This is a genomic window from Streptomyces sp. NPDC055099 (assembly GCF_053607685.1).
This window is the reverse complement of the sequence record NZ_JBSGUA010000008.1, coordinates 131,701-149,634: the sequence shown is the minus strand read 5'-3', so window position 1 is coordinate 149,634 and position 17,934 is coordinate 131,701. Positions and strand designations below refer to the sequence as shown.

18 protein-coding genes are annotated in these 17,934 nt (G+C 68.6%); 10 read left to right on the top strand and 8 right to left on the bottom strand.

All coding sequences use genetic code 11. From position 1 onward, the window contains the following. Window positions 1-382 precede the first annotated feature (382 nt). A complete protein-coding gene (locus tag ACWFRU_RS21165; RefSeq protein ID WP_453689130.1) occupies window positions 383-2,452 on the top strand; it encodes a serine hydrolase in 2,070 nt (689 codons plus the stop codon). 275 nt (window positions 2,453-2,727) lie between these two features. Beyond that, window positions 2,728-4,590, top strand: a complete 1,863-nt coding sequence (locus tag ACWFRU_RS21160) for an MFS transporter (RefSeq protein ID WP_453689128.1) — start codon at window positions 2,728-2,730, stop codon at window positions 4,588-4,590. Window positions 4,591-4,645: 55 nt separating this feature from the next. On the opposite strand, the gene ACWFRU_RS21155 is transcribed toward ACWFRU_RS21160, so the two are convergent. The 3 genes from ACWFRU_RS21155 to ACWFRU_RS21145 all read right to left on the bottom strand — a co-directional run bounded on the left by ACWFRU_RS21155 (window position 4,646) and on the right by ACWFRU_RS21145 (window position 8,173). Continuing rightward, a complete protein-coding gene (locus ACWFRU_RS21155; RefSeq protein ID WP_453689126.1) occupies window positions 4,646-5,569 on the bottom strand; it encodes a MerR family transcriptional regulator in 924 nt (307 codons plus the stop codon). Between the two features lie 89 nt (window positions 5,570-5,658). Further along, window positions 5,659-6,270: a serine/arginine repetitive matrix protein 2 gene (locus ACWFRU_RS21150; protein ID WP_453689125.1), complete on the bottom strand. Its 612-nt coding sequence runs from the start codon at window positions 6,268-6,270 to the stop codon at window positions 5,659-5,661. Between the two features lie 58 nt (window positions 6,271-6,328). Beyond that, window positions 6,329-8,173: a transglycosylase domain-containing protein gene (locus tag ACWFRU_RS21145; RefSeq protein WP_453689123.1), complete on the bottom strand. Its 1,845-nt coding sequence runs from the start codon at window positions 8,171-8,173 to the stop codon at window positions 6,329-6,331. A gap of 583 nt (window positions 8,174-8,756) precedes the next feature. Here ACWFRU_RS21145 and ACWFRU_RS21140 point away from each other — a divergent pair. Next, complete coding sequence (locus ACWFRU_RS21140) at window positions 8,757-9,929, top strand: hypothetical protein (protein WP_453689121.1); 1,173 nt, start codon at window positions 8,757-8,759, stop codon at window positions 9,927-9,929. Between the two features lie 180 nt (window positions 9,930-10,109). On the opposite strand, the gene ACWFRU_RS21135 is transcribed toward ACWFRU_RS21140, so the two are convergent. From ACWFRU_RS21135 to ACWFRU_RS21115, 5 genes are all read right to left on the bottom strand, one after another. Further along, window positions 10,110-10,514: a hypothetical protein gene (locus ACWFRU_RS21135; protein ID WP_453689119.1), complete on the bottom strand. Its 405-nt coding sequence runs from the start codon at window positions 10,512-10,514 to the stop codon at window positions 10,110-10,112. A gap of 45 nt (window positions 10,515-10,559) precedes the next feature. Continuing rightward, window positions 10,560-11,906: a hypothetical protein gene (locus ACWFRU_RS21130; RefSeq protein ID WP_453689117.1), complete on the bottom strand. Its 1,347-nt coding sequence runs from the start codon at window positions 11,904-11,906 to the stop codon at window positions 10,560-10,562. A 377-nt stretch (window positions 11,907-12,283) separates the two neighbouring features. Continuing rightward, a complete protein-coding gene (locus tag ACWFRU_RS21125) occupies window positions 12,284-12,670 on the bottom strand; it encodes a hypothetical protein (protein WP_453689116.1) in 387 nt (128 codons plus the stop codon). Further along, window positions 12,661-13,098: an ATP-binding protein gene (locus ACWFRU_RS21120; protein WP_453689114.1), complete on the bottom strand. Its 438-nt coding sequence runs from the start codon at window positions 13,096-13,098 to the stop codon at window positions 12,661-12,663. The genes ACWFRU_RS21125 and ACWFRU_RS21120 overlap by 10 nt, the downstream gene beginning before the upstream one ends. 46 nt (window positions 13,099-13,144) lie before the next feature. Beyond that, the gene (locus tag ACWFRU_RS21115; protein ID WP_380890450.1) at window positions 13,145-13,552 is read right to left on the bottom strand and encodes an NUDIX hydrolase; all 408 of its coding nucleotides are present in this window, start codon (window positions 13,550-13,552) and stop codon (window positions 13,145-13,147) included. Window positions 13,553-13,659: 107 nt separating this feature from the next. On the opposite strand from ACWFRU_RS21115, the gene ACWFRU_RS21110 reads away from it, so the two are divergent. The 7 genes from ACWFRU_RS21110 (at window position 13,660) to ACWFRU_RS21080 (ending at window position 17,804) form a co-directional block, all read left to right on the top strand. Then, window positions 13,660-14,445, top strand: coding sequence for a GntR family transcriptional regulator (locus ACWFRU_RS21110; protein WP_453689112.1), 786 nt, complete (start codon window positions 13,660-13,662; stop codon window positions 14,443-14,445). Window positions 14,446-14,609: 164 nt separating this feature from the next. Continuing rightward, window positions 14,610-14,966: an SCO3933 family regulatory protein gene (locus ACWFRU_RS21105; RefSeq protein WP_453689110.1), complete on the top strand. Its 357-nt coding sequence runs from the start codon at window positions 14,610-14,612 to the stop codon at window positions 14,964-14,966. Next, the gene (locus tag ACWFRU_RS21100) at window positions 14,966-16,345 is read left to right on the top strand and encodes an FtsK/SpoIIIE domain-containing protein (RefSeq protein ID WP_453689108.1); all 1,380 of its coding nucleotides are present in this window, start codon (window positions 14,966-14,968) and stop codon (window positions 16,343-16,345) included. The genes ACWFRU_RS21105 and ACWFRU_RS21100 overlap by 1 nt, the downstream gene beginning before the upstream one ends. Before the next feature lie 88 nt (window positions 16,346-16,433). After that, complete coding sequence (locus ACWFRU_RS21095; RefSeq protein ID WP_453689106.1) at window positions 16,434-17,093, top strand: DUF2637 domain-containing protein; 660 nt, start codon at window positions 16,434-16,436, stop codon at window positions 17,091-17,093. Between the two features lie 39 nt (window positions 17,094-17,132). After that, complete coding sequence (locus tag ACWFRU_RS21090; protein WP_453689104.1) at window positions 17,133-17,324, top strand: mobile element transfer protein; 192 nt, start codon at window positions 17,133-17,135, stop codon at window positions 17,322-17,324. A gap of 14 nt (window positions 17,325-17,338) precedes the next feature. Continuing rightward, the gene (locus ACWFRU_RS21085) at window positions 17,339-17,533 is read left to right on the top strand and encodes a hypothetical protein (protein WP_205034603.1); all 195 of its coding nucleotides are present in this window, start codon (window positions 17,339-17,341) and stop codon (window positions 17,531-17,533) included. Between the two features lie 25 nt (window positions 17,534-17,558). Beyond that, window positions 17,559-17,804, top strand: coding sequence for a SpdD protein (locus ACWFRU_RS21080; RefSeq protein ID WP_380890453.1), 246 nt, complete (start codon window positions 17,559-17,561; stop codon window positions 17,802-17,804). Window positions 17,805-17,934: the final 130 nt, after the last annotated feature.

Genomic DNA, 17,934 nt, shown 5'->3' with positions numbered 1-17,934 from the left:
GGGTGCGGCGGCTGGTGCTGACGACGCGGGTGCGGCTGGCGCGGCTGACGAGGCCGCTGGCTCTGCCGAGCCCGAGGCGACCGACGAGCTTGCTAAGGCCGATGAGCCTGCCGAGGAGAGCGGGGCTCCGGCTGCTGCCGGGGCGAAGGCTTCGGACGCGGCGGGCTCCGGTGGTGCTGAGGGTGCGGCGGCTGGTGCTGACGACGCGGGTGCGGCTGGCGCGGCTGACGAGGCCGCTGGCTCTGCCGAGCCCGAGGCGACCGACGAGCTTGCTAAGTCCGATGAGACTGCCGAGGAGAGCGGGGCTCCGGCTGCTGCCGGGGCTAAGGCTTCGGATGCGGCGGGCTCCGGTGGCGCTGCGGCTGGCGCTGACGACGCGAATGTGGCCGACGTGGCTGCGGGGGCGGACGATTCCGCGGGCGACGCGGGCGACTCCCGGGACACCAACGCGGCCACCAGCGCCTCCGAGCCCACGGGCGCGGCTGGTTCCGTGAGCAGCGCTGCGGGTGGCTCCGGTGACGCCGATACGGCCGACGAGGCCGGTGACTCCGCCGACGCGGCTGCGGGCGAGGACGGTTCCTCCGGCGACGCGGGTGACTCCCGCGACGCTGCCGCCGCCGCCCCCAAGCCGGACGCCAAGCCCACGGACTCCCCGGCGGACGCCAAGCCCACGGACTCCCCGGCGGACGCCAAGCCCGCCGCCCCCAAGTCCACCCCCGCCGACAGCAAGTCATCCGGCGGCAAGGGCGGCGGAACAGGCAAGTCCGACACCGCCCCCAAGGGCTCGGCCGACGCCGACGAGGAGGCCGGCGACACCCCCACCGGCGGTGTCGATCAGGCCACCGCCGTCTTCAAGACGTTGTCGCCGAAGGCCGTCGATCAGCCGACCACCATGCTCAAGCTGAGCGATCACAAGCCCGGGGCCAAGAAGCCGGAGGCAAAGCCGGAAGCAAAGTCCGAAGCAAAGCCTGCCGCGAAGCCCGAGGCGGACGCCGAGCGCACCAGCAAGTTCGTCGCGCTCAAGCCCCTGGACGACGCCCCGAAGGCCCCGGCAGCCACGCCCCCCGGAGCCAAGGCGCCGGCGCCAGAGAAGGCGTCCACGTCCGAGAAAGTCAACGTAGGGCCCGAGCGCACCACCCAGCAACCGCTGCCCCCGCGGCCGCCGCTCGACCTTCTCGCCGAGCTGACCAACACTCCGCCGCCCCCGGAGACCCCGGTCCGCACCGCCGTGCGGAGGGTCAAGATCTGGACGCCGCTGGTGCTGCTCCTGGTGGTCGTCTTCGCAGTCGTACAGGCCGTGCGTCCGCTGCCGACCCCCACCCTCGCGCTGACCGCGAAGGAGACCGTCACCTTCGAGGGCGGCAAGCCGTCCATGCCGTGGCCCGCCAAGGGCCAGGCGGCGATGGACGTGAACGGCATCGGCACGTTCGGCACGTCCGGCGACCAGAAGCCCGTGCCGATCGCGAGCATCGCCAAGGTCATGACGGTCTATCTCGTGCTGCGTGACCACCCGCTCAAGAAGGGCGACCCCGGCCCGAAGATCCCGGTCGACGCCGCGGCGGAGAAGCACTACACCACCGGCAAGGCGGGCAACGAGTCGGTCGTCAAGGTCACCGAGGGCCAGAAGATCACCCAGTACGAGGCGCTCCAGGCGGTCATGCTGCCGTCCGCGAACAACGTCGCCAAGCTGCTCGCCCGCTGGGACACCAAGAGCGATTCCGAGGACGAGTTCGTCGCGAAGATGAACAAGACGGCCAAGGAACTCGGCATGAAGAACACCCACTACACGGACCCGAGCGGCCTCGACAAGACGACCGTCTCCACCGCCGAGGACCTCGTGAAGCTGGGCCGCGCCGCGATGGAGGACCCGGTCTTCAACGAGATCTCCCGCCAGCCCAGCTACAAGGACCTGAACGGCGACAAGCAGAACAACTTCTTCGGGCTCGTCCCGACGGTCGCCATCGGCATCAAGACCGGCACCACCACCGCGGCGGGCGGCAACATCCTCTTCGCCGCGGAGCAGAAGGTCGGCGGCGAGACCCGCACGATCATCGGTGCCGCCCTCGGTCAGTACGGCGAGAACGGCGTGGCCAACATCGACCAGGTCACCGGCGTCACCCGCAAGCTCATCGAGGCCGGTCAGGGCGCGCTCAAGGCCAAGAAGATCGTGAAGAAGGGTGATGTCGTCGGCCAGGTCGACGACGGGCTCGGCGGCACGACCCCGGTCGTCGCCACCAAGGACGTCGAGGCGGCGGGCTGGTCGGGCCTGACGGTCAAGCTGAAGCTCGGCGAGAAGGCAGGCGTGACGATCCCGCACTCGGCGAAGGCCGGTACGACGGTGGGTGTGCTGAGCGTCGGCGACGGCAAGGAAGGTGCCGTCGAGGTGCCCGTCGCGCTCCAGAAGGATCTCGCCGAGCCGGGCCTCGGAGCCAAGCTCCAGCGCGTCGGCTGACGCGGGGACAGCGGAACGTACCGAGGCAAGGACAGCGCGACGTACAGGGGAGAGGGGGCACGGGCACAGGCGCAAGCCGCCGCCCGTGCCCGCGCCTTGGCCGAAGCCGGCCGTCCCCTCGCGCACGGAGCCCCCGCCCCAGGCTCCGTGCGCGCCGTGCGTGCTAGCGTCACAAGTTCGGGGAGCAGTACGCCGGGGCTGAGCGACGGGGTGTTCCGGGACGGACCCCCTGGCGCGGCCCCCGGACGGACAGAACGACACGGGGAGTGCCGCAAGTGGCCACAGCGGAGCCGACGCGAGCCGACGACGCCGATCCTGAGCCCGGCACCGGTGGCGGCACCCGCACCGGGGCGCGAATACAGCTGCCCGCACAGCGCGGAGCGCGCCCCGTGACACGCGAACGGGCCCCCCGGTGGGAGCCGATCCTGCGGCACCCGGTGACCGTCACGACCGTCACCGCGGCCGTCCTGCACGTCGTGTGGTTCTTCACCTTCGCCAACAGCGGCGGTGACCTCGCCGCGCAGGACGCCTGGGCCGAGTTCGTCGGACGGCACCCCGACTCCGCGTACAACCTCGCCTGGTACGGCGGGATGCACCCGGTGTCGTACAGCGTCGTCTCGCCGTATCTGATGTCGGTGCTCGGCGTCCGGACCACGATGATGATCGCCGGTACGGTCTCCGCCGCGCTCCTCACGATGATCCTGGTCCGCAGCCGTGCGGTGAAGCAGCCGCTGTGGCCCGCGTTCGCGGGTGTCTTCGCGCTGTTCTGCAACGCGGTGTCGGGCCGCGTGACGTACGGCCTCGGCCAGATGTTCGCGCTGATGGCCGTCGCGGCGGTCTTCTGCTGGCCCTACCGCTGGCGCTACAAGCGGTGGGCGAAGGCGCTGGTCGCCGCGCCGTTCGCCGCGCTCGCCACGATGGGCAGCCCGGTGGCCGGGCTCTTCGTGGGCCTGATCGCCGTCGCGCTGTTCCTCAGCAAGCGCTACCCCGGCGCGTACGCACTCGGGGTGGCGCCCGCCATCGTCGTGGGCCTTTCCGCGTGGCTCTTCCCGTTCTCCGGGACGCAGCCGATGTCCTTCGGGTCCGCGTCGCTGCCCCTGATCTGCTCCGGCCTCGTCTTCTTCCTCGTGCCGAAGCAGTGGAAGACCGTGCGGATCACCACCGCCGTGTACGCGGCCTTCGTGCTCGGTGTCTGGCTGATCAGCTCGCAGATCGGCTCCAACATCTCCCGCCTCGCGATGTCCTTCGGTGGCGTCGCGCTGCTCGCCGCGCTGCCGTTCGCGGTGAAGAAGTCCCGCAAGTGGTACACGATCGTCCTGGCCCTGGTCGCCTTCACCGGCTGGGTCGGCTTCAAGGCGATCGACGACATAGTGCACACGACGCCCCAGGCCTCCTGGACGCGTGAGCTGGCGCCGCTCGTCAACGAACTTCAGGAGGTCGGCGCCGAGAAGGGCCGCGTGGAGGTCGTGCCCGCGCGCAGCCACCGCGAGGCCTCCGCGCTCTCGCCATACGTGAACCTCGCCCGCGGCTGGAACCGCCAGGCGGACATGGAGCGCAACCCCCTCTTCTACGACGACACCCTGAACTCCGCGAACTACCACGAGTGGCTCAAGCGCTGGTCCGTGCACTACGTCGTGCTGCCCAAGGGCGAGCCCGACGGTGACGGCGGCAAGCGCGAGGCCGCGCTGGTGGAGCGGGGCCTGCCGTATCTGAAGCAGGTCTGGGTGGACTCCAACTGGCAGCTCTACGAGGTCACCGACCCGACCCCGCTCGCCGACCCGCCCGCGGTCGTCGACCGTGCCGAGGCGGGCGGGATGACGATCGAGGTGAAGGAGGCGGGCCGCGTCCTGATCCGGGTCCCGTACTCGCCGTGGCTCAGCCTCGTCGACGCCGAGGGCAAGGGCGTCGAGCGGCCGAAGGAGACCGAGGAGTCCAAGCGGCTGCGGGAGACCGACGAGGACCGCCCCAAGCAGTTCGACAACGTCAACGGCTGCCTGATGGAGGCCGAGGAGGACGCCGAGGGCGACAAGTGGACCGAACTCCTCGCCCCCGGCCCCGGTGTCTACCGCCTGGGCGCGCCCTACCAGCTCCCGCGCGGCACCGCCTGCCCCGAGGAGCTGCAGGAGAGCGTGCGCTGAGGGTTCCGCCGCGGGGCCGCACCCCGCGGCGGGGTCACACTCCGCGGTGGGGCGCCTACGGGGTCGTGACCGGGAACGCCACGTCGCACACCTGGTCCTCGGGACCGGCGGAGTCCCACTCCGTGAAGTAGATCTCGCGGCACGCTCCGGCGACCTTCAGGCCCTCGCGGGACACCCACGCCTCCACCGCCTCGAACGCGCCGAGGATCTGCGGATAGGAGACCTGGGCCTTGGTGATGCGGGTGTAGGCGAGCCGGTGGGCCGGTTCCACCCGGGAGGTCGTGCCCCGCTGCCGCCCCGCCTTCGCAGCCCACGCCCGCGCGGCCGCCGCGTCCCTGACCGGTACGCAGGCCTCCGCCGGGCCGTCGCTGTCCTGGGTGACCTCGGCGTGGTAGACGACGAACGGCGAGCCCGCCATGCCGCCGCACTCGCTCTCGGCCGCCTCCTCCATGCGACGCGTCGACGCGTCGATCCAGACGGGCAGCTCCTCGGCGAGCAGGTGCCTGCTCTCGCAGATGACGTACTGCTCGGGCACGTCGACGGTCTCTACCGCGAAATCATTCCCGTACATCTCAAAACCTCTTCCGGACAGTCGTCCACGGAGGTACCCCACGAGCGTGCGCCGCTCCGCGTGCCGCTCCTCGACGCCCGCCCAGTACGCGGCGACCGCCCGTCCCGCCTGCTCGCCGTCGAGCCGTACCGTCGCCGTGATGTCCGCGAGCGGCATGCCGAGCCGGCGCAGCAGGACGACGGTGCGGGCGTGTTCCACCTGCGCCGCGCGGTAATAGCGGTAGCCGGTGGAGGCGTCGACGTACGCGGGGGCCAGCAGCCCGAGGCGGTCGTACAGGCGCAGGGCCTTGGGCGAGAGCCGTGCGCGGGCGGCGAACTCACCGATGGTGAGCAGGGTTTCGCCGTCTGCCGGTTCGCCGTCTGCCGGTTCTGCGCCTACTGGTACGTCTGCTTGTGCGTGCGCGTCCATGGGGGCATCCTCCGTCACCGGGCCCGGTGGCCCGGCACGGCGACGATGGGGTCTGCCCTTGGGGGAAGGTCAACGGTGGCCCGCGTCGATCAGCGGTGGCCGTAATACGCCTGGGCTTCGAGCCAGCGGCGGTGCCTGCCGCGGCGTACGCCGACGATGATCGCGATGCCGGAGCCCGCGAGGAGGCCGAGGACCGGCACGACGACGGTCACGACGATGCCGCCGACGAACGACGCGAAGTCGGCGTCGTCGCCGGGGGCGAAGGTGAGGGCGCCGCGTCGGTCGTCGCACGTCACGCGGTAGTCCGCCGCGGTGTCGGTCTTGAGCACGAACACCCGCTCCCACTCGACGCTGCCCTTGGTGACGGTGAAGGTGCTCTCGGGCGTGGTCACGCGCGGCGCGGAGCCGGAGGGGCCGGAGACGACCTCGCAGCGCGCGCGGGTGACGAAGGGGCTGCGTACGTAGATGGCGGCGTCGTCGTCCGGCCCGATCCGCAGCGTGACGGACTGCCCGCTCGTGAAGGCCTTGTCGTCCTCGACGGAGTCCACCGTGGAGGTCAGCGTCAGCAGGAAGCTCGCGACGCCGACACCCACGCAGACCGCCGCGATCACCGCCGCGACGACGAACCACCCCCGACGAGGCCGCAGTTGTCCCGCGTCGATGCGGGGCGGCGGCCCGGGAGGTGGCCCATAGGGATACATATCGGAACGATGACAGCCGGGCGGGGGTTGGGGAAGGGTGCCGGCCCCCGGGCCGGGACTATGGCTGATCGCCGCTGTGGGTTCCGCTGCTGGTGTCGGTGGTTTCGGTGTCCGACTTCACGTAGTCGCGCCAGATCTGGACGGGAAAGACGTTCCCGTGCCGTGAACCCGCCCCGCCGACACCGGACATGGGCAGCAGTTGCGGCTCGTCCGGACTGGTCCTGAACATCGTCACGGCGGTCGAGAGCTCATCGGTGGTGGCGGTGAACCAGGCCGACCGGAGGCGGTCCTGGTCGCCGGTGCGGCCGGCGACGACCGGCCTGCCGACGGCTGCCTCGCCGACGCCCCGCATCGCGTCGGCGGTCTCGTCGGCCACATCGGGATCCAGCGCGCGCCGCACGCCGGGCCTCGCGAGCCCGGCGACGCTCGCGTCGGTGCCGTCGTTCGTGACGACCTCGGTCACCGAGTACGGTTCGTGCCGCAGTCCGCGGCTGACGAAGGTGCCGTAGGCGTTGGCCATGCGGATCGCGCTGGGGGTCGACGTACCGATGGGGAAGGTCCGCTCCAGGCGCGCCATGCTGCCTTCGAGCAGCCCGGCCGCGACGGCGGTGCGCCGCACCCGCTCCCATCCGACGTCCTTGCCGAGGCGTACGTAGGTGGCGTTGCCGCCTTTCGCGAGGGCTTGGCGGAGGGTGGGACGGTCGCTTTCCGTGCCGTTCATGCTGCCGATGCCGCTCGCGAGGGTGGGCGGGGCGGATTCCCGCAGGCGGCCGCTGTCGTCGTAGGAGCTGCCGGCGGAGACGGCCTGCCACGGCGTGCCGCGACCGCCCGAGCGTGTGCTGATGCCGTGTTCGAGAGCGGAGGCGAGGACGAAGGGCTTGAAGGCGGAGCCGACGGGGACGCCGGAGGTGTCGGCGTTGTTGGTGAAGTGCTTGGTGGCGTCGGGCCCTCCGTAGAGGGCGACGATGGCGCCGTCGGAGGGGCGCACGGAGGCGGCGCCGACCTGCACGTCCTTGTCGGCGGCGCGTTTCTTCGGGTCGATCTCGCGATCGAGTACGCGCTCGACGGCGCCCTTCAGCCGGCGCACCTTGTCCCGGTCGAAGGTGGTGTGGATCTTGTAGCCGCCGCGCGCGAGGTCCTTGTCGGTGAGGGGGGTGTGCTGCTTGATGTATTTGTTCGCGACGTCCACGAGATAGCCGGTCTGGCCGCCGAGGCTGGTGGTGCGGGATTCCTTGTGGGGCTCGGGGTAGACGGTGAACTTCCCGCGCTCCTGGGCTGTCATCAGCCCCGCCTTGACCTGCCGGTCGAGGATCCACTTCCAACGGGCTTCGGAGCGGTGGTGATTGACCGCGCTGACGGAGGGGTCGTACTGCTCGGCACCCTTCAACAGGGCGGCGAGGGCGGCGCCTTGGCTGGGGTCCAACTGCCGGGCGGGGATGCCGTAGTAGGCGTGGGCGGCGGCTTCGATGCCATAAGCGCCGCGCCCGAACCAACTGGTGTTGAGATACCCCTGCAGAATCTCCCGCTTGCTCTTCCTCTGGTCCACTTTCAGCGCGATGACGAACTCCTTGACCTTCCGCGTGACCGTCTGGTCCTGGGAGAGGTAGGTGTTCTTCACGTACTGCTGGGTGATGGTGGAACCGCCCTGGGTCTCCTGACCCCGGACCATGTTGACGGCGGCGCGGGCCAGGCCCTTGGGGGAGACTCCGGAGTCGCTGTAGAAGGTGTCGTTCTCGGCGGCGATGACGGCGTTCTCGACGGCGTCGGGAATCTCCGAGAGCCGCACGTTCTGCCGGTTCACCTCACCGGTGCTCACCATCTGGGTGCCGTCGGCCCAGTAGTAGACGTTGGCCTCGCGCCGGGCGGCGGCGTTCTCGTCGGGAATGTCGACGGAGGCGTACACAAGCCCGAACAGACACCCGAGTCCGACAACCAGAAACGCGAACCCTCCCAGCCATTGCCGCCAGGAGGGAACCCACCGCCACGGTCCGCGTCTGCCGCGGCGGGGGTAGTCGACGAGGCGGCGACGGCTGCGGCTGAGACTGCGGCGACGGCATGGCTTGCGCGTCGGCTTTCCCTGACTGTGTGTCCCCATGGTGGGGGAGAGGGAAGCGGCGTGGGTGGGGGTTGGCCGGGACCGTATTAGGGGGACGTAACAGAGCTGTGGGCGGGCCTCTGGCAGGGCCCGGCCGCGGCGGCTCCCCTTGGCCACGGCCGGCCCGCCTCTACCACGGGGTCGGCGACGCGGGAGTGCGCCGACCTCCGTGGGAGCCCGAAAGCGACGGCTGCTGCGACTGCGACTGCGACTGCGACACGGCGCGAACACCACCACCACAATCCGAAGCCACCGCTTCTCCTCACGTGTTCCCTGGCCGGGACGGCCGACACAGGTTGAATGCGCGAAGGGTGTGGGGGCCGGCCCCGGGAGGAGGGCGATGCAGGCGTTGCGGGCGCAAGCGGTGCTCTCGCCTGCGAGGCTGTGGTGCGTGACGTATGCAGTGAGTGTGGACGCCCGGATAGCGGCCGGTACCCCGGAGATGGATGAGCTGCAGCGGATCGGCGCCGGTGCTCTCCTCGAGGACGGCTTCGAGTCCGTGGAGGAGATCGCGGGACCCGACGGAACGGAGATCAGCCTCCGCGACACATTTGTGGGCGTGTACCCCGGCGGAGCGCTCCTGAAGGTCTTCGTGGACGCCCCGGCGCTGGAACTCGCCGAGGAGGCCGTCCGCGAACTCGTGGAGGAACTCCTGGAGCGTACGGAGCTGCTCGCGGACTGGACCGTCGAGCGGTGCCAGGTGGAGCTGCACCCGGACCAGGCGAAGGAGAGCCTGGACGCGGCCGACGGCCCGGACGCCCCGCCGAACGACGTCGAGTCCCGCCGCGCGCGCCTGATGGGACTGGCCGGTGAAGCGGCGTCCCCGCACGCGGCAGGGACGACGGCCGAAACCGACGCGATCCGCGCCAAGATCCGGGCCATGGCCCCGAGGCTCGCGGCGTTCGGGGTGGGAATGTTCGGCGTACCGGAGGAGAAGGAGCCCGAGGGCACCGTTCGATCGGACCACACCCCCGACCCCGCCCCTGACATCACGACGGAGGACGCCGAACTGGCCGCGGGAGCGCTGATCTGGGGTACGGACGTCCTCCTGGACGAGCTGTTCCAGGACGCGCACGCCCTGGACCGGGAGGCGACGAACGTCGCCGAATGCGACGGCCCCATGTGGCTCCTGGACGAGCTGCCCCCGCGCTACGCCCTGCAGTACGACGCCCGCTTCGCCCGCCGCTTCCTGGTGACGGCGATCGCCCTGACGACGCGCCTGACTGAGGGAGGCTTCCGCCAGCTGAGCTGCGTGGCCGAGGAACTGGCGCTGAGGCTGCTGCTGCGCGAGGCCGAGGTCACGCTGGACACCTTCGGCCTCCTGGACGAGGGCGTCGCATCAGCCCTGGAATGCTTCGCCGAGCTGGTCTACGAGGACATGGACCACGAGTGGCTCTACGACGACGCGATGGACGGCATAGACGAAAGCGAAGCAGGCGAGGCCCTGCGAATCACCCCCTTGGCCATCACCAACTGGTTCACCCCCTTCAACAAGGACCGCTACGTACACCCGTACGCGGCGGACGAACCCGAAGCGGGCCCCAGCACACCCGCAGCCCCGTGAACCACAAAAGGCCCCGGACCAAGATCGGTCCGGGGCCTTTTGCCTTGTGCCCCCGGCAGGATTCGAACCTGCGACACCCGCTTTAGGAGTTCGATCTCAACTTAGCCCGGCCATGTCATCGCGCGGCCGGGGTGGCTGTGCCGAGTTGTGCGTGGGTGCCTGCGTCCGGCGCTGTTGATGTCACTCGCGGATGTCAGCCCGCTCTGTCACAGAGGGGTTCTCTTGGCGATCAGTGATGGTGAACTCCATCCACTCGATGCCGGCGACGCTGAAACTGACACCGACGTTGGAGGACGCGATGCCCCAGTACTCATGACGTACCCCTAGCTCCGGTCCGCTGAGGCTCCAGGGCGTCGCGACCTTCCATGCCCGCTGAAGGGTGGTCAGGAGCGCGTCCTCCGGGGTGCTGCAACTAAGGGGAGAGACGAACCGCAGCTCGGCCAGTTCCGGGAACTTCCAGTACCGCTCGTAACTTTCGATCTCGATGGTCTGCGGCAACAGCTCTCCGATGCGGCCAACCACACGCTCGGCAGCACGGCGGTCACCCACATGCGCATAGCAGCGCCAACGGATCGTCTCGAACATCCTGACACTGTATGGGTGCGGAACCGTGCTGTGGATCCTCCCGGTCTAGGAGGATCCAGCAAGAAAGGACCGAACGAGCTCTTCTTGCGCCTTTATGCGGATCAGTACTTCATCTGCCACCTTTTGCAAGTCTTCATCCGCCGTCACTTTGTCTGCACGGAGTATCGCCTTCTTGAGGATTCCAGCCGGATTCGGGCCAATTAGATTCTCTCGTAGATTTGCCAAACTCTGGGCTGTGCAGAACCTCACGGGAACCTTAGCCGCAAGTTCAAGAGCAGCAATCTTTTCTTTGAGTGTTGATTGAGGTGCACCGCTGACAATTAGGACAAAGGCAAGCGGAGGGGAAGTTGTGAGGTTACTTCTAACATCCTCAATGTATTGCAGAAGAGCTCGGCGGTCGTCGGATGGGAGCGTGTATGGGCGAACGGAGGACTTAGCCTCCAGGAGGAAAGTGAAAGGTGAAGCGGGGTCTGCGCTGATGCAGACGAGATCCACTGTAGATTCTCCCGTCCGAGTCGAAACTACATAGAATCCGAGAGACTGAATTAATAGGGCGAGTTGCTGCTCGAATACCTTCTCCACTTTCCTGTCTCCATAACGCGCTTTCACGGCGTCCGCTCGGGTTGCCAGAAGTTGGAGCTCTGGAAGTCGTAGAGAAGAAAATGCTCCGCTCTTATGTGCCTCACTCCAGGGACGCATCGGCCAGCGGTAAATGGCCTCTTGCAGGTGCAGAGTATAGGAAAGCATCCTCCTGGTCAGGAAAGCCGCTTCCATTCCTAGACTGCAGTCACCCTGGGGGTCAACCACCCCTTGGAATACATGGAACACGCCCAGGGAGGATGTTGCCAGGATCCTTTCATATGCGTCGATGTGATCTTCTCCTGCAACGTCTCCCCTGCGTAGAGGATAGAGCCCCCCCGACGCTTGAAGAACACCTATAAAGCTAGTCAGTAGCTCCCTCGACCATTCGACATCTGTCTCCCCTTCCCCATTTTTAAGAGATGCGTACTCCTCGGGAGAGCAGCCAGCTATTTCCAAAGCTCTGTTTGGATCGGTCTGAATGATTCGGTGCGCGGTATATGAATAGAAGTCACCGACGATCATCAAAAGTCTATTTTGTGCTGCTCGTTGCTCGTATGTGTGCAATTCTGTGCAGCTTGCGCACCTGTACTCAACCGGGTCGGAGTCGAATCCGTAATCTCCGTCGAGCATTCTCCTCAGTAGGTCGTAAAAGGTTCTTGTTACGGCCAGGAGGTCGTCGGTTCCAGAGGCGCCCTTAAGCTCACCGTAGGGCGATCCAAGTGCCATTGCCTGACCCGGATCCAAGGAGGCGAACTTCTCCGTAGCTCGTGACACGCGTGCCCCTCTCGCTCCATTTTTGCCCTGCTTCAAGGCTAGTTGTTACCCGTCTGGGGCGCAGATGATCCAGGAGGTCGGTGGAGCGGCTTTGGGCTGGAGCTGCTTTGGGGCGAGTGATCATGGCCCCGTAAGCTCATCGCGAGTCGGGCAGTCTGTGGACCTGCCCGTTAAAGCACGACGTTGGGGCCATGATCTTAGAGGCTCGCCCCAAAGTGGCTGCCTAAAGCCGTGGAGCCGACCGCCCCAGCCACGATGTACCCCTTCTCTGAGGTCAGTTGGCCGCCAGCTCTTGTCGCGCGGCCTGGTGGACCGGGCCGGAGCGGGGCGGAGACAGGAGCGGCGGCCCGGGGAGCCGGGCCGCGCGCGGGGAGCGGAGCGAGCCGCCTTGAACCAGTAGAGAAAGTTGTAACTCAGTCCGTCTGCTGGGGCTTGAAGTCGTGGGCGCATGCTGGGAGTTCTGCCGCCTGGCGATGGGCGAGGGGCAGGAAGACAACCGGTCGTATCGTCCAGGTGATTCGGGTGTCCGCGTGCGTCACGGAGACCGTGCAGGGCTTCATGGCCAGGAGCGCTCTGCGGGTCTGGGTCCGTCCCGCGTACAGCCATCCCCAGGCTTCGTCTGACGCGTCGGTGTCGAGTGCCGGTGAGATGGTGCGGAGCGCGATCGCCACCCACCTGTCGGCCTGCGCTGCCGAGTAGGCGTCGAACGATGCTCGTAGCTGCGGCCCGCCCCCGTAACCCGTGGCGGTCTCCGTCCAGCACTCGCACCAGTAGCCGCGTCGTGGCTTGCTCATCCGCATGGTTGGACTCCTCGGCCGGCATCGGTGAAGAGCTCCGCGGTGACCGTGTGGCCCTTGTCGCTGTCGTGGACCACGACCCGGTGTGCGATCGCGCTGACCATGCCCAGGCCTCTGCCGTGTTCCGCCTCCTGGCCCTGGTCCTGGTGCTCAACCTTCGGGGCGGTTCTCGTGCCTCCGTCGTCCGTGACCGACAGGGCGACCATCTGCGGTGATACCTCGACGGCCAGGGAGAAGCTGCCCGACTGGTGACCGCTCGCCGTGTGCAGGATCGCGTTCGCGCTCAGCTCGCTCACGATCAGCTCGGCGTCCTCCACCAGGGGCGAGTCACGAAGGATGTCCCGCGTCCAGCGTCGGGCCCGGCTGACCTCTTCTGGGAAACCTGGGCAAGTGAGGCCCCAGACTCGGATAGTGCTCGTATACTCGTGCATACAAGTTCCTTCGTGCTGGTAGGCCGCCATGTGCAGCGGGTTCGAGCTAGACGAGTTTCACGCCGTCGTGGGCGCGGATCGCCGGTGGGGAAGCCGCGTCGAGTGCGTCCAGGACGCGGATCGCGTAAGCCTCGTCGGCGAGTTCGGTGACTTCATCGCGGGTGGCCCAGCGCAGAGCACGGGTCTCGTCGCCGGTGGTGGGCGTACCGTCGGCGGCCTCGCAGCGGAAGACCATGGAGACGATCAAGCCCGTCATGTTCTTGTAGATGCCGGTGAGGGTCGCGGGAAGCGCGATCTTGATGCCGGTCTCTTCGAGGACCTCGCGTTGCAGGGCCTCGGGGATGGTCTCCTCGCGTTCGAGGATGCCGCCCGGGGGTTCCCAGTGGCCGTTGTCGCGGCGCTTGATCAAAAGGGCCCGGCCCTGGTCGTCGACGATGACTCCGGCAACGCTCACGGAGTGCGGACGATCAGTGCTCACGGTGCTCGACCCTCTCGAATGGCTAGGCTCTCCACCGTAGCAACAACACTCGCCCACTCGTCTAGATACCTAAAGGAGTACACGTGACGTCACTCCCGAGCCTGCTCGGCGACATCGACCCCACGAGTGATCGTGCGGTCTTTCGGCAGATCGCCGACCAGCTGCGCGAGGCCATCGACCGTGGGCGATTCAAGGAAGGCGAGAAGCTGCCCTCCGAAGCCGAACTCGTCGAGCACTACGGCGTCTCCCGGATGACTGTTCGGAACTCCTTCTCGGTTCTTACGGGCGAGGGCCTGGTCCACGCCGAGCACGGCAAGGGCGTCTTCGTCCGGCCGCGCCCACCGGTCCGCCGCCTGGCCTCCGACCGCTTCGCCCGGCGCCACCGTGAGCAAGGCAAGTCCGCCTTCATCGTCGAGGCCGACGCCGCGGGCAGCCATCCCCAGGTCGACAGCCTGGAGGTCAAGGAAGAGAAGGCCAGTCAGGACATCTCCACCCGCCTCGGTTCCGTACGGCGCGTGCTCGCTCGTCGGCGCCGGTACCTGCTCGACGGCCGGCCGGTGGAGTTCGCCACCTCTTACCTCCCGCTCGACATCGCGCGCGGAACCCAGATCGCCGAGCCCAACCCCGGCCCCGGCGGCATCTACGCCCGCCTCGAAGAGCTGGGCCACCACCTCGACCACTTCGAGGAGGAGATCCGGGCCCGGATGCCCGCGCCGTCAGAAGTACGGACGCTCCGGCTGGCTTCTGGCGTGCCCGTCATCCACCTGATCCGCACCGCGTACGACACCGAAGGGCGTGCCGTAGAGGTCTGCGACACCGTGATGGCGGCGGACGCCTACGTCCTGTCGTACCAGCTCCCGGCCACATAAGGGCCTGGCGGCCGTGGCGCGCGGTGGTCCGCTTCCCGAACTCGTACAGCCCAACAGGCATACTCGTATAGACGAGTGGGCAAGTTGTGTGGCAACGTAGTCGGCGTTCCCGGAACTCGGGTTCGAAGGCTGCATCTTGTATAGACGAGTAGATGGGAAGAATCTTGCGAACCATCCGTGTGGAGACCTCCGCCGCCACGATCCTGCTGACCGAGGCACCCGAGCCCAAGGTCCGCGACCGGCAGACGGGCGAGATCGCCAAGGACATCAACAGCGGCGAAGCCCTGATGACCATCGGCGTCGTCTACATCGAGGAGGGGGAGTCGTCCCTGATCAAGGTGACCATCCCGGAGAGCGGGGTTTCCGAGGGGCTGACGCTCGGTGCGCCGGTCTCGCTTCCGGGGCTCGTTGCCCGGCCGTGGGAGAGCGTCTTCAACGGTCAGCAGCGGCACGGCATCGCCTACCGCTGCGCCGCCGTCACTCCGGCCGCCTTCCCGGCCGCCATGGGGGCCACGGCCTGATGACCGACCTGACGACGCTTCTGGAGGTGGGTGGTCCTGTCGCCGCACTCGGTGGCGGGGCTGCCTACACCCGGGCCAAGCACCCCGGGATCTACTGGTCTGCGGTCGGCCTCCCGATGTCCACGGCCCGGCTGCTCAGCTCGTACGGCTCGGTCATGGAGGCCTGCGGCCTGACCGTGACGCCGTCCCGACTGCGGGTCCTGGCGGTCAAGGCCACCACCCGTGGAGAGATCCGGCCCGTGCCGCCTCGTCGCGGGATCATCCGCCCGACCACGACCGGGTTACGGCTTCGTCTGCGGCTCGCACCGGGCCAAGAACCCGCCGACGTGGCCGCCTCGGCCGAACGCCTACGGCACGCCTGGGGCGTTCACGCCGTCTACGTGACCACGGTCAAGCCTGGCGTGGTCGACCTGCGACTTGTGGGCTACGACGTGCTGCGGGAGGTCCGTATGCCGCGCAAGGCGGTGGGCGGGTCCCTGCAAGTGCCCGTAGCGCTGCGGGAAGACGCGACTCCCTTCGTGCGCGACTACCGCGTCGTGCCGCACGGCCTCTCCCTGGGCGCCACCCTGTCGGGCAAGTCCATGTACCTGCGGCATCTCGTCGCCGGACTCGCGCCGCAGCCCGTCGCCCTGGTGGGCATCGACTGCAAGCGCGGTGTGGAGCTGGCGCCCTTCGCGCCACGACTGTCGGCGCTCGCCACCGACCCCGAGCAGGCCGCCGAGTTGCTGCCCGTGCTCATCAAGGAGATGGAGGACCGCTACGACCTGATCAAGGCACGCCAGAGGATCGCACCGGGCACGCCGAACGAGGAGATCACCTCCGACATCTGGGGGCTTCCCGAGCAGGAACGGCCCGTCCCCGTGGTGCTGTTCGTCGACGAGGTGGCGGAACTCTTCCTCGTCGCCACGAAGAAGGAGGAAGAGCGGCGGGACGAGATGGTCACCCAGCTCATCCGGCTCGCCCAGCTCGGCCGCGCGGCAGGTATCTACCTGGAGGTGTGCGGACAGCGATTCGGCGCGGAACTCGGCAAGGGCGCCACGATGCTCCGAGCCCAGTTGACCGGCCGCGTCTGCCACCGCGTGAACGACGAAGCCTCCGCCAAAATGGCGCTCGGCGACATCGCCCCCGAAGCGGTCTCCGCCGCCTGCGCCATCCCTGCCGAACGGCCCGGTCTCGCCGTCGCCGGTGACACCTCGGGCGGCTGGTCCCGCATCCGTACGCCGTATCTCTCTCTGTCCGACGCCGCCGAGACCTGCCGCGCGTCGGCCCACATGGTCCCCGACCTGCCCGCGCTGAAGCCCTTCCGGCCCTCCGTGCCCGTACAGCCGGTCGAGTCCCCGGCCGCCCCGGTCATGCAGCCGCGACCGATCACCGGCTGAACCGCACCTTCCCGCACCCCCGGTCGGCGTGACCGTCTCGCGCCACGCCCCTACCCCTGCCATGCCTGAATCCGGAAGGAGCCGCAGCATGCGCGCCCAACTGGCCCGTGTCGACGCGGTACTCGTCCAGGCCGTCATCGCCGCCGCCCTGTCCTTCGCCCACCTGCACGACGTCGCCTCAGCGGCCGGACAGGACGGGTGGAAGGCGTGGGCCTACCCGGTCTCGGTCGACCTGCTGCTCGTCGCCGCCTGGCGTCGACTGCGGACCGGTGACGCCAAAGCCGCAGGCTGGTGCTGGTTCGTCATCGCGCTCGCGGCCTCCCTGGGCGCGAATGTCGCCACCGCCGGTCTGCTCGACCTGAACCATGTGCCGGCCTGGCTCCGCATCCTCGTCGCGGGCTGGCCTGCGGTCGCTTTCCTCGGCGGGACGCTTCTCGCGCACTCGGCGCCGATCCGGCACGAGGTGACCGAGGAGGACGGTCGAAAGCTGGAGGGCATCGACGGCCAGAAGGATTACGGCCAGGAGGACGCGCCCGATCCCGTACCGGAGCTCCCGCCGCCACCGGCCACCGATCCCGCGCCTAGCTCTCCATCCCCCGTCGCGGTCCCGGCCGCCTTGGTCGAGCACGCCCGCAAAGTCGCCACCGAGCACCACTCCCGTACCGGAACGGCCATCGACACCACGACCCTGCGCGCCCGCCTCGGCGTCCCGATGCCCATGGCCGACGCCATCGCCGCTCAGCTCTGAGCGCCCTGAAAGCTCTGAACGCCCTGAAGGGAGATCCACATGAGCGCCAACCGCCGCTTCCGCTCTGTCGCCCGCATCGGTCCCGTCCAGGTCGGCACGTCGTTCGACGGACGGGGCCGCGAGAAGCACACCGCCGCCTGCACGGCCCCGCGTTGCGGCTTCTCCGCCGACTACGACAGCCGCGCCGCCGCCGAGCTGGCCGCCCGTACCCACCGCTGCCCCGTCCGCTGAAAGGACCCGTCTCCGTGACCGTCAGCCTGCCGCTCGTGTTCGTCCTCGGCCTCTTCGCCTGGGGAGCCGTCAAGTTCCTCGGCGTCCGCACGTGGATCGTCGTGGTGATCGCCCTGTTCGGCTTCTGGCTCTCGCACACCTTCATGGCCCCGGCCATCGAATCCGGTACGCGCTCCGGCGTGGACGTCGTAAACGGCTCACATGACTAGACGAGTAGGTAAGGAGAACTTCGCCGTGTTCCTGCCCAAGTACCCCGACAGCCCGACGCCGCCGCCCGCACACGTCCACACCGTGGCCGACCCGGCTCCCGCGCATCGCCCGACGCCCCAGATATCCGTCACCTCCGGGGCGGTCGTGGCCGTCCTCGTCGGCGGCGTCGTGCTGACCGCGCTCCTGGCCGCCGTCGCCGTCACGGCCATCTCCGTCGCCGTGTGCGCCGTGGTCATTCGCTCGATGCTCCGCGACCAGCGGCGGCGCTAGTCGCCAGCACTGCCAGACCCCCGGGGCGGCCCTGATACCGCCAAGCATCCGCCGCCCCGGGGGCCCTGCCCCCTCCTAGCCGAAGCCAGAAGGAGAACAGCCATCATCACCCGCGCCACCCCGCCCCCGC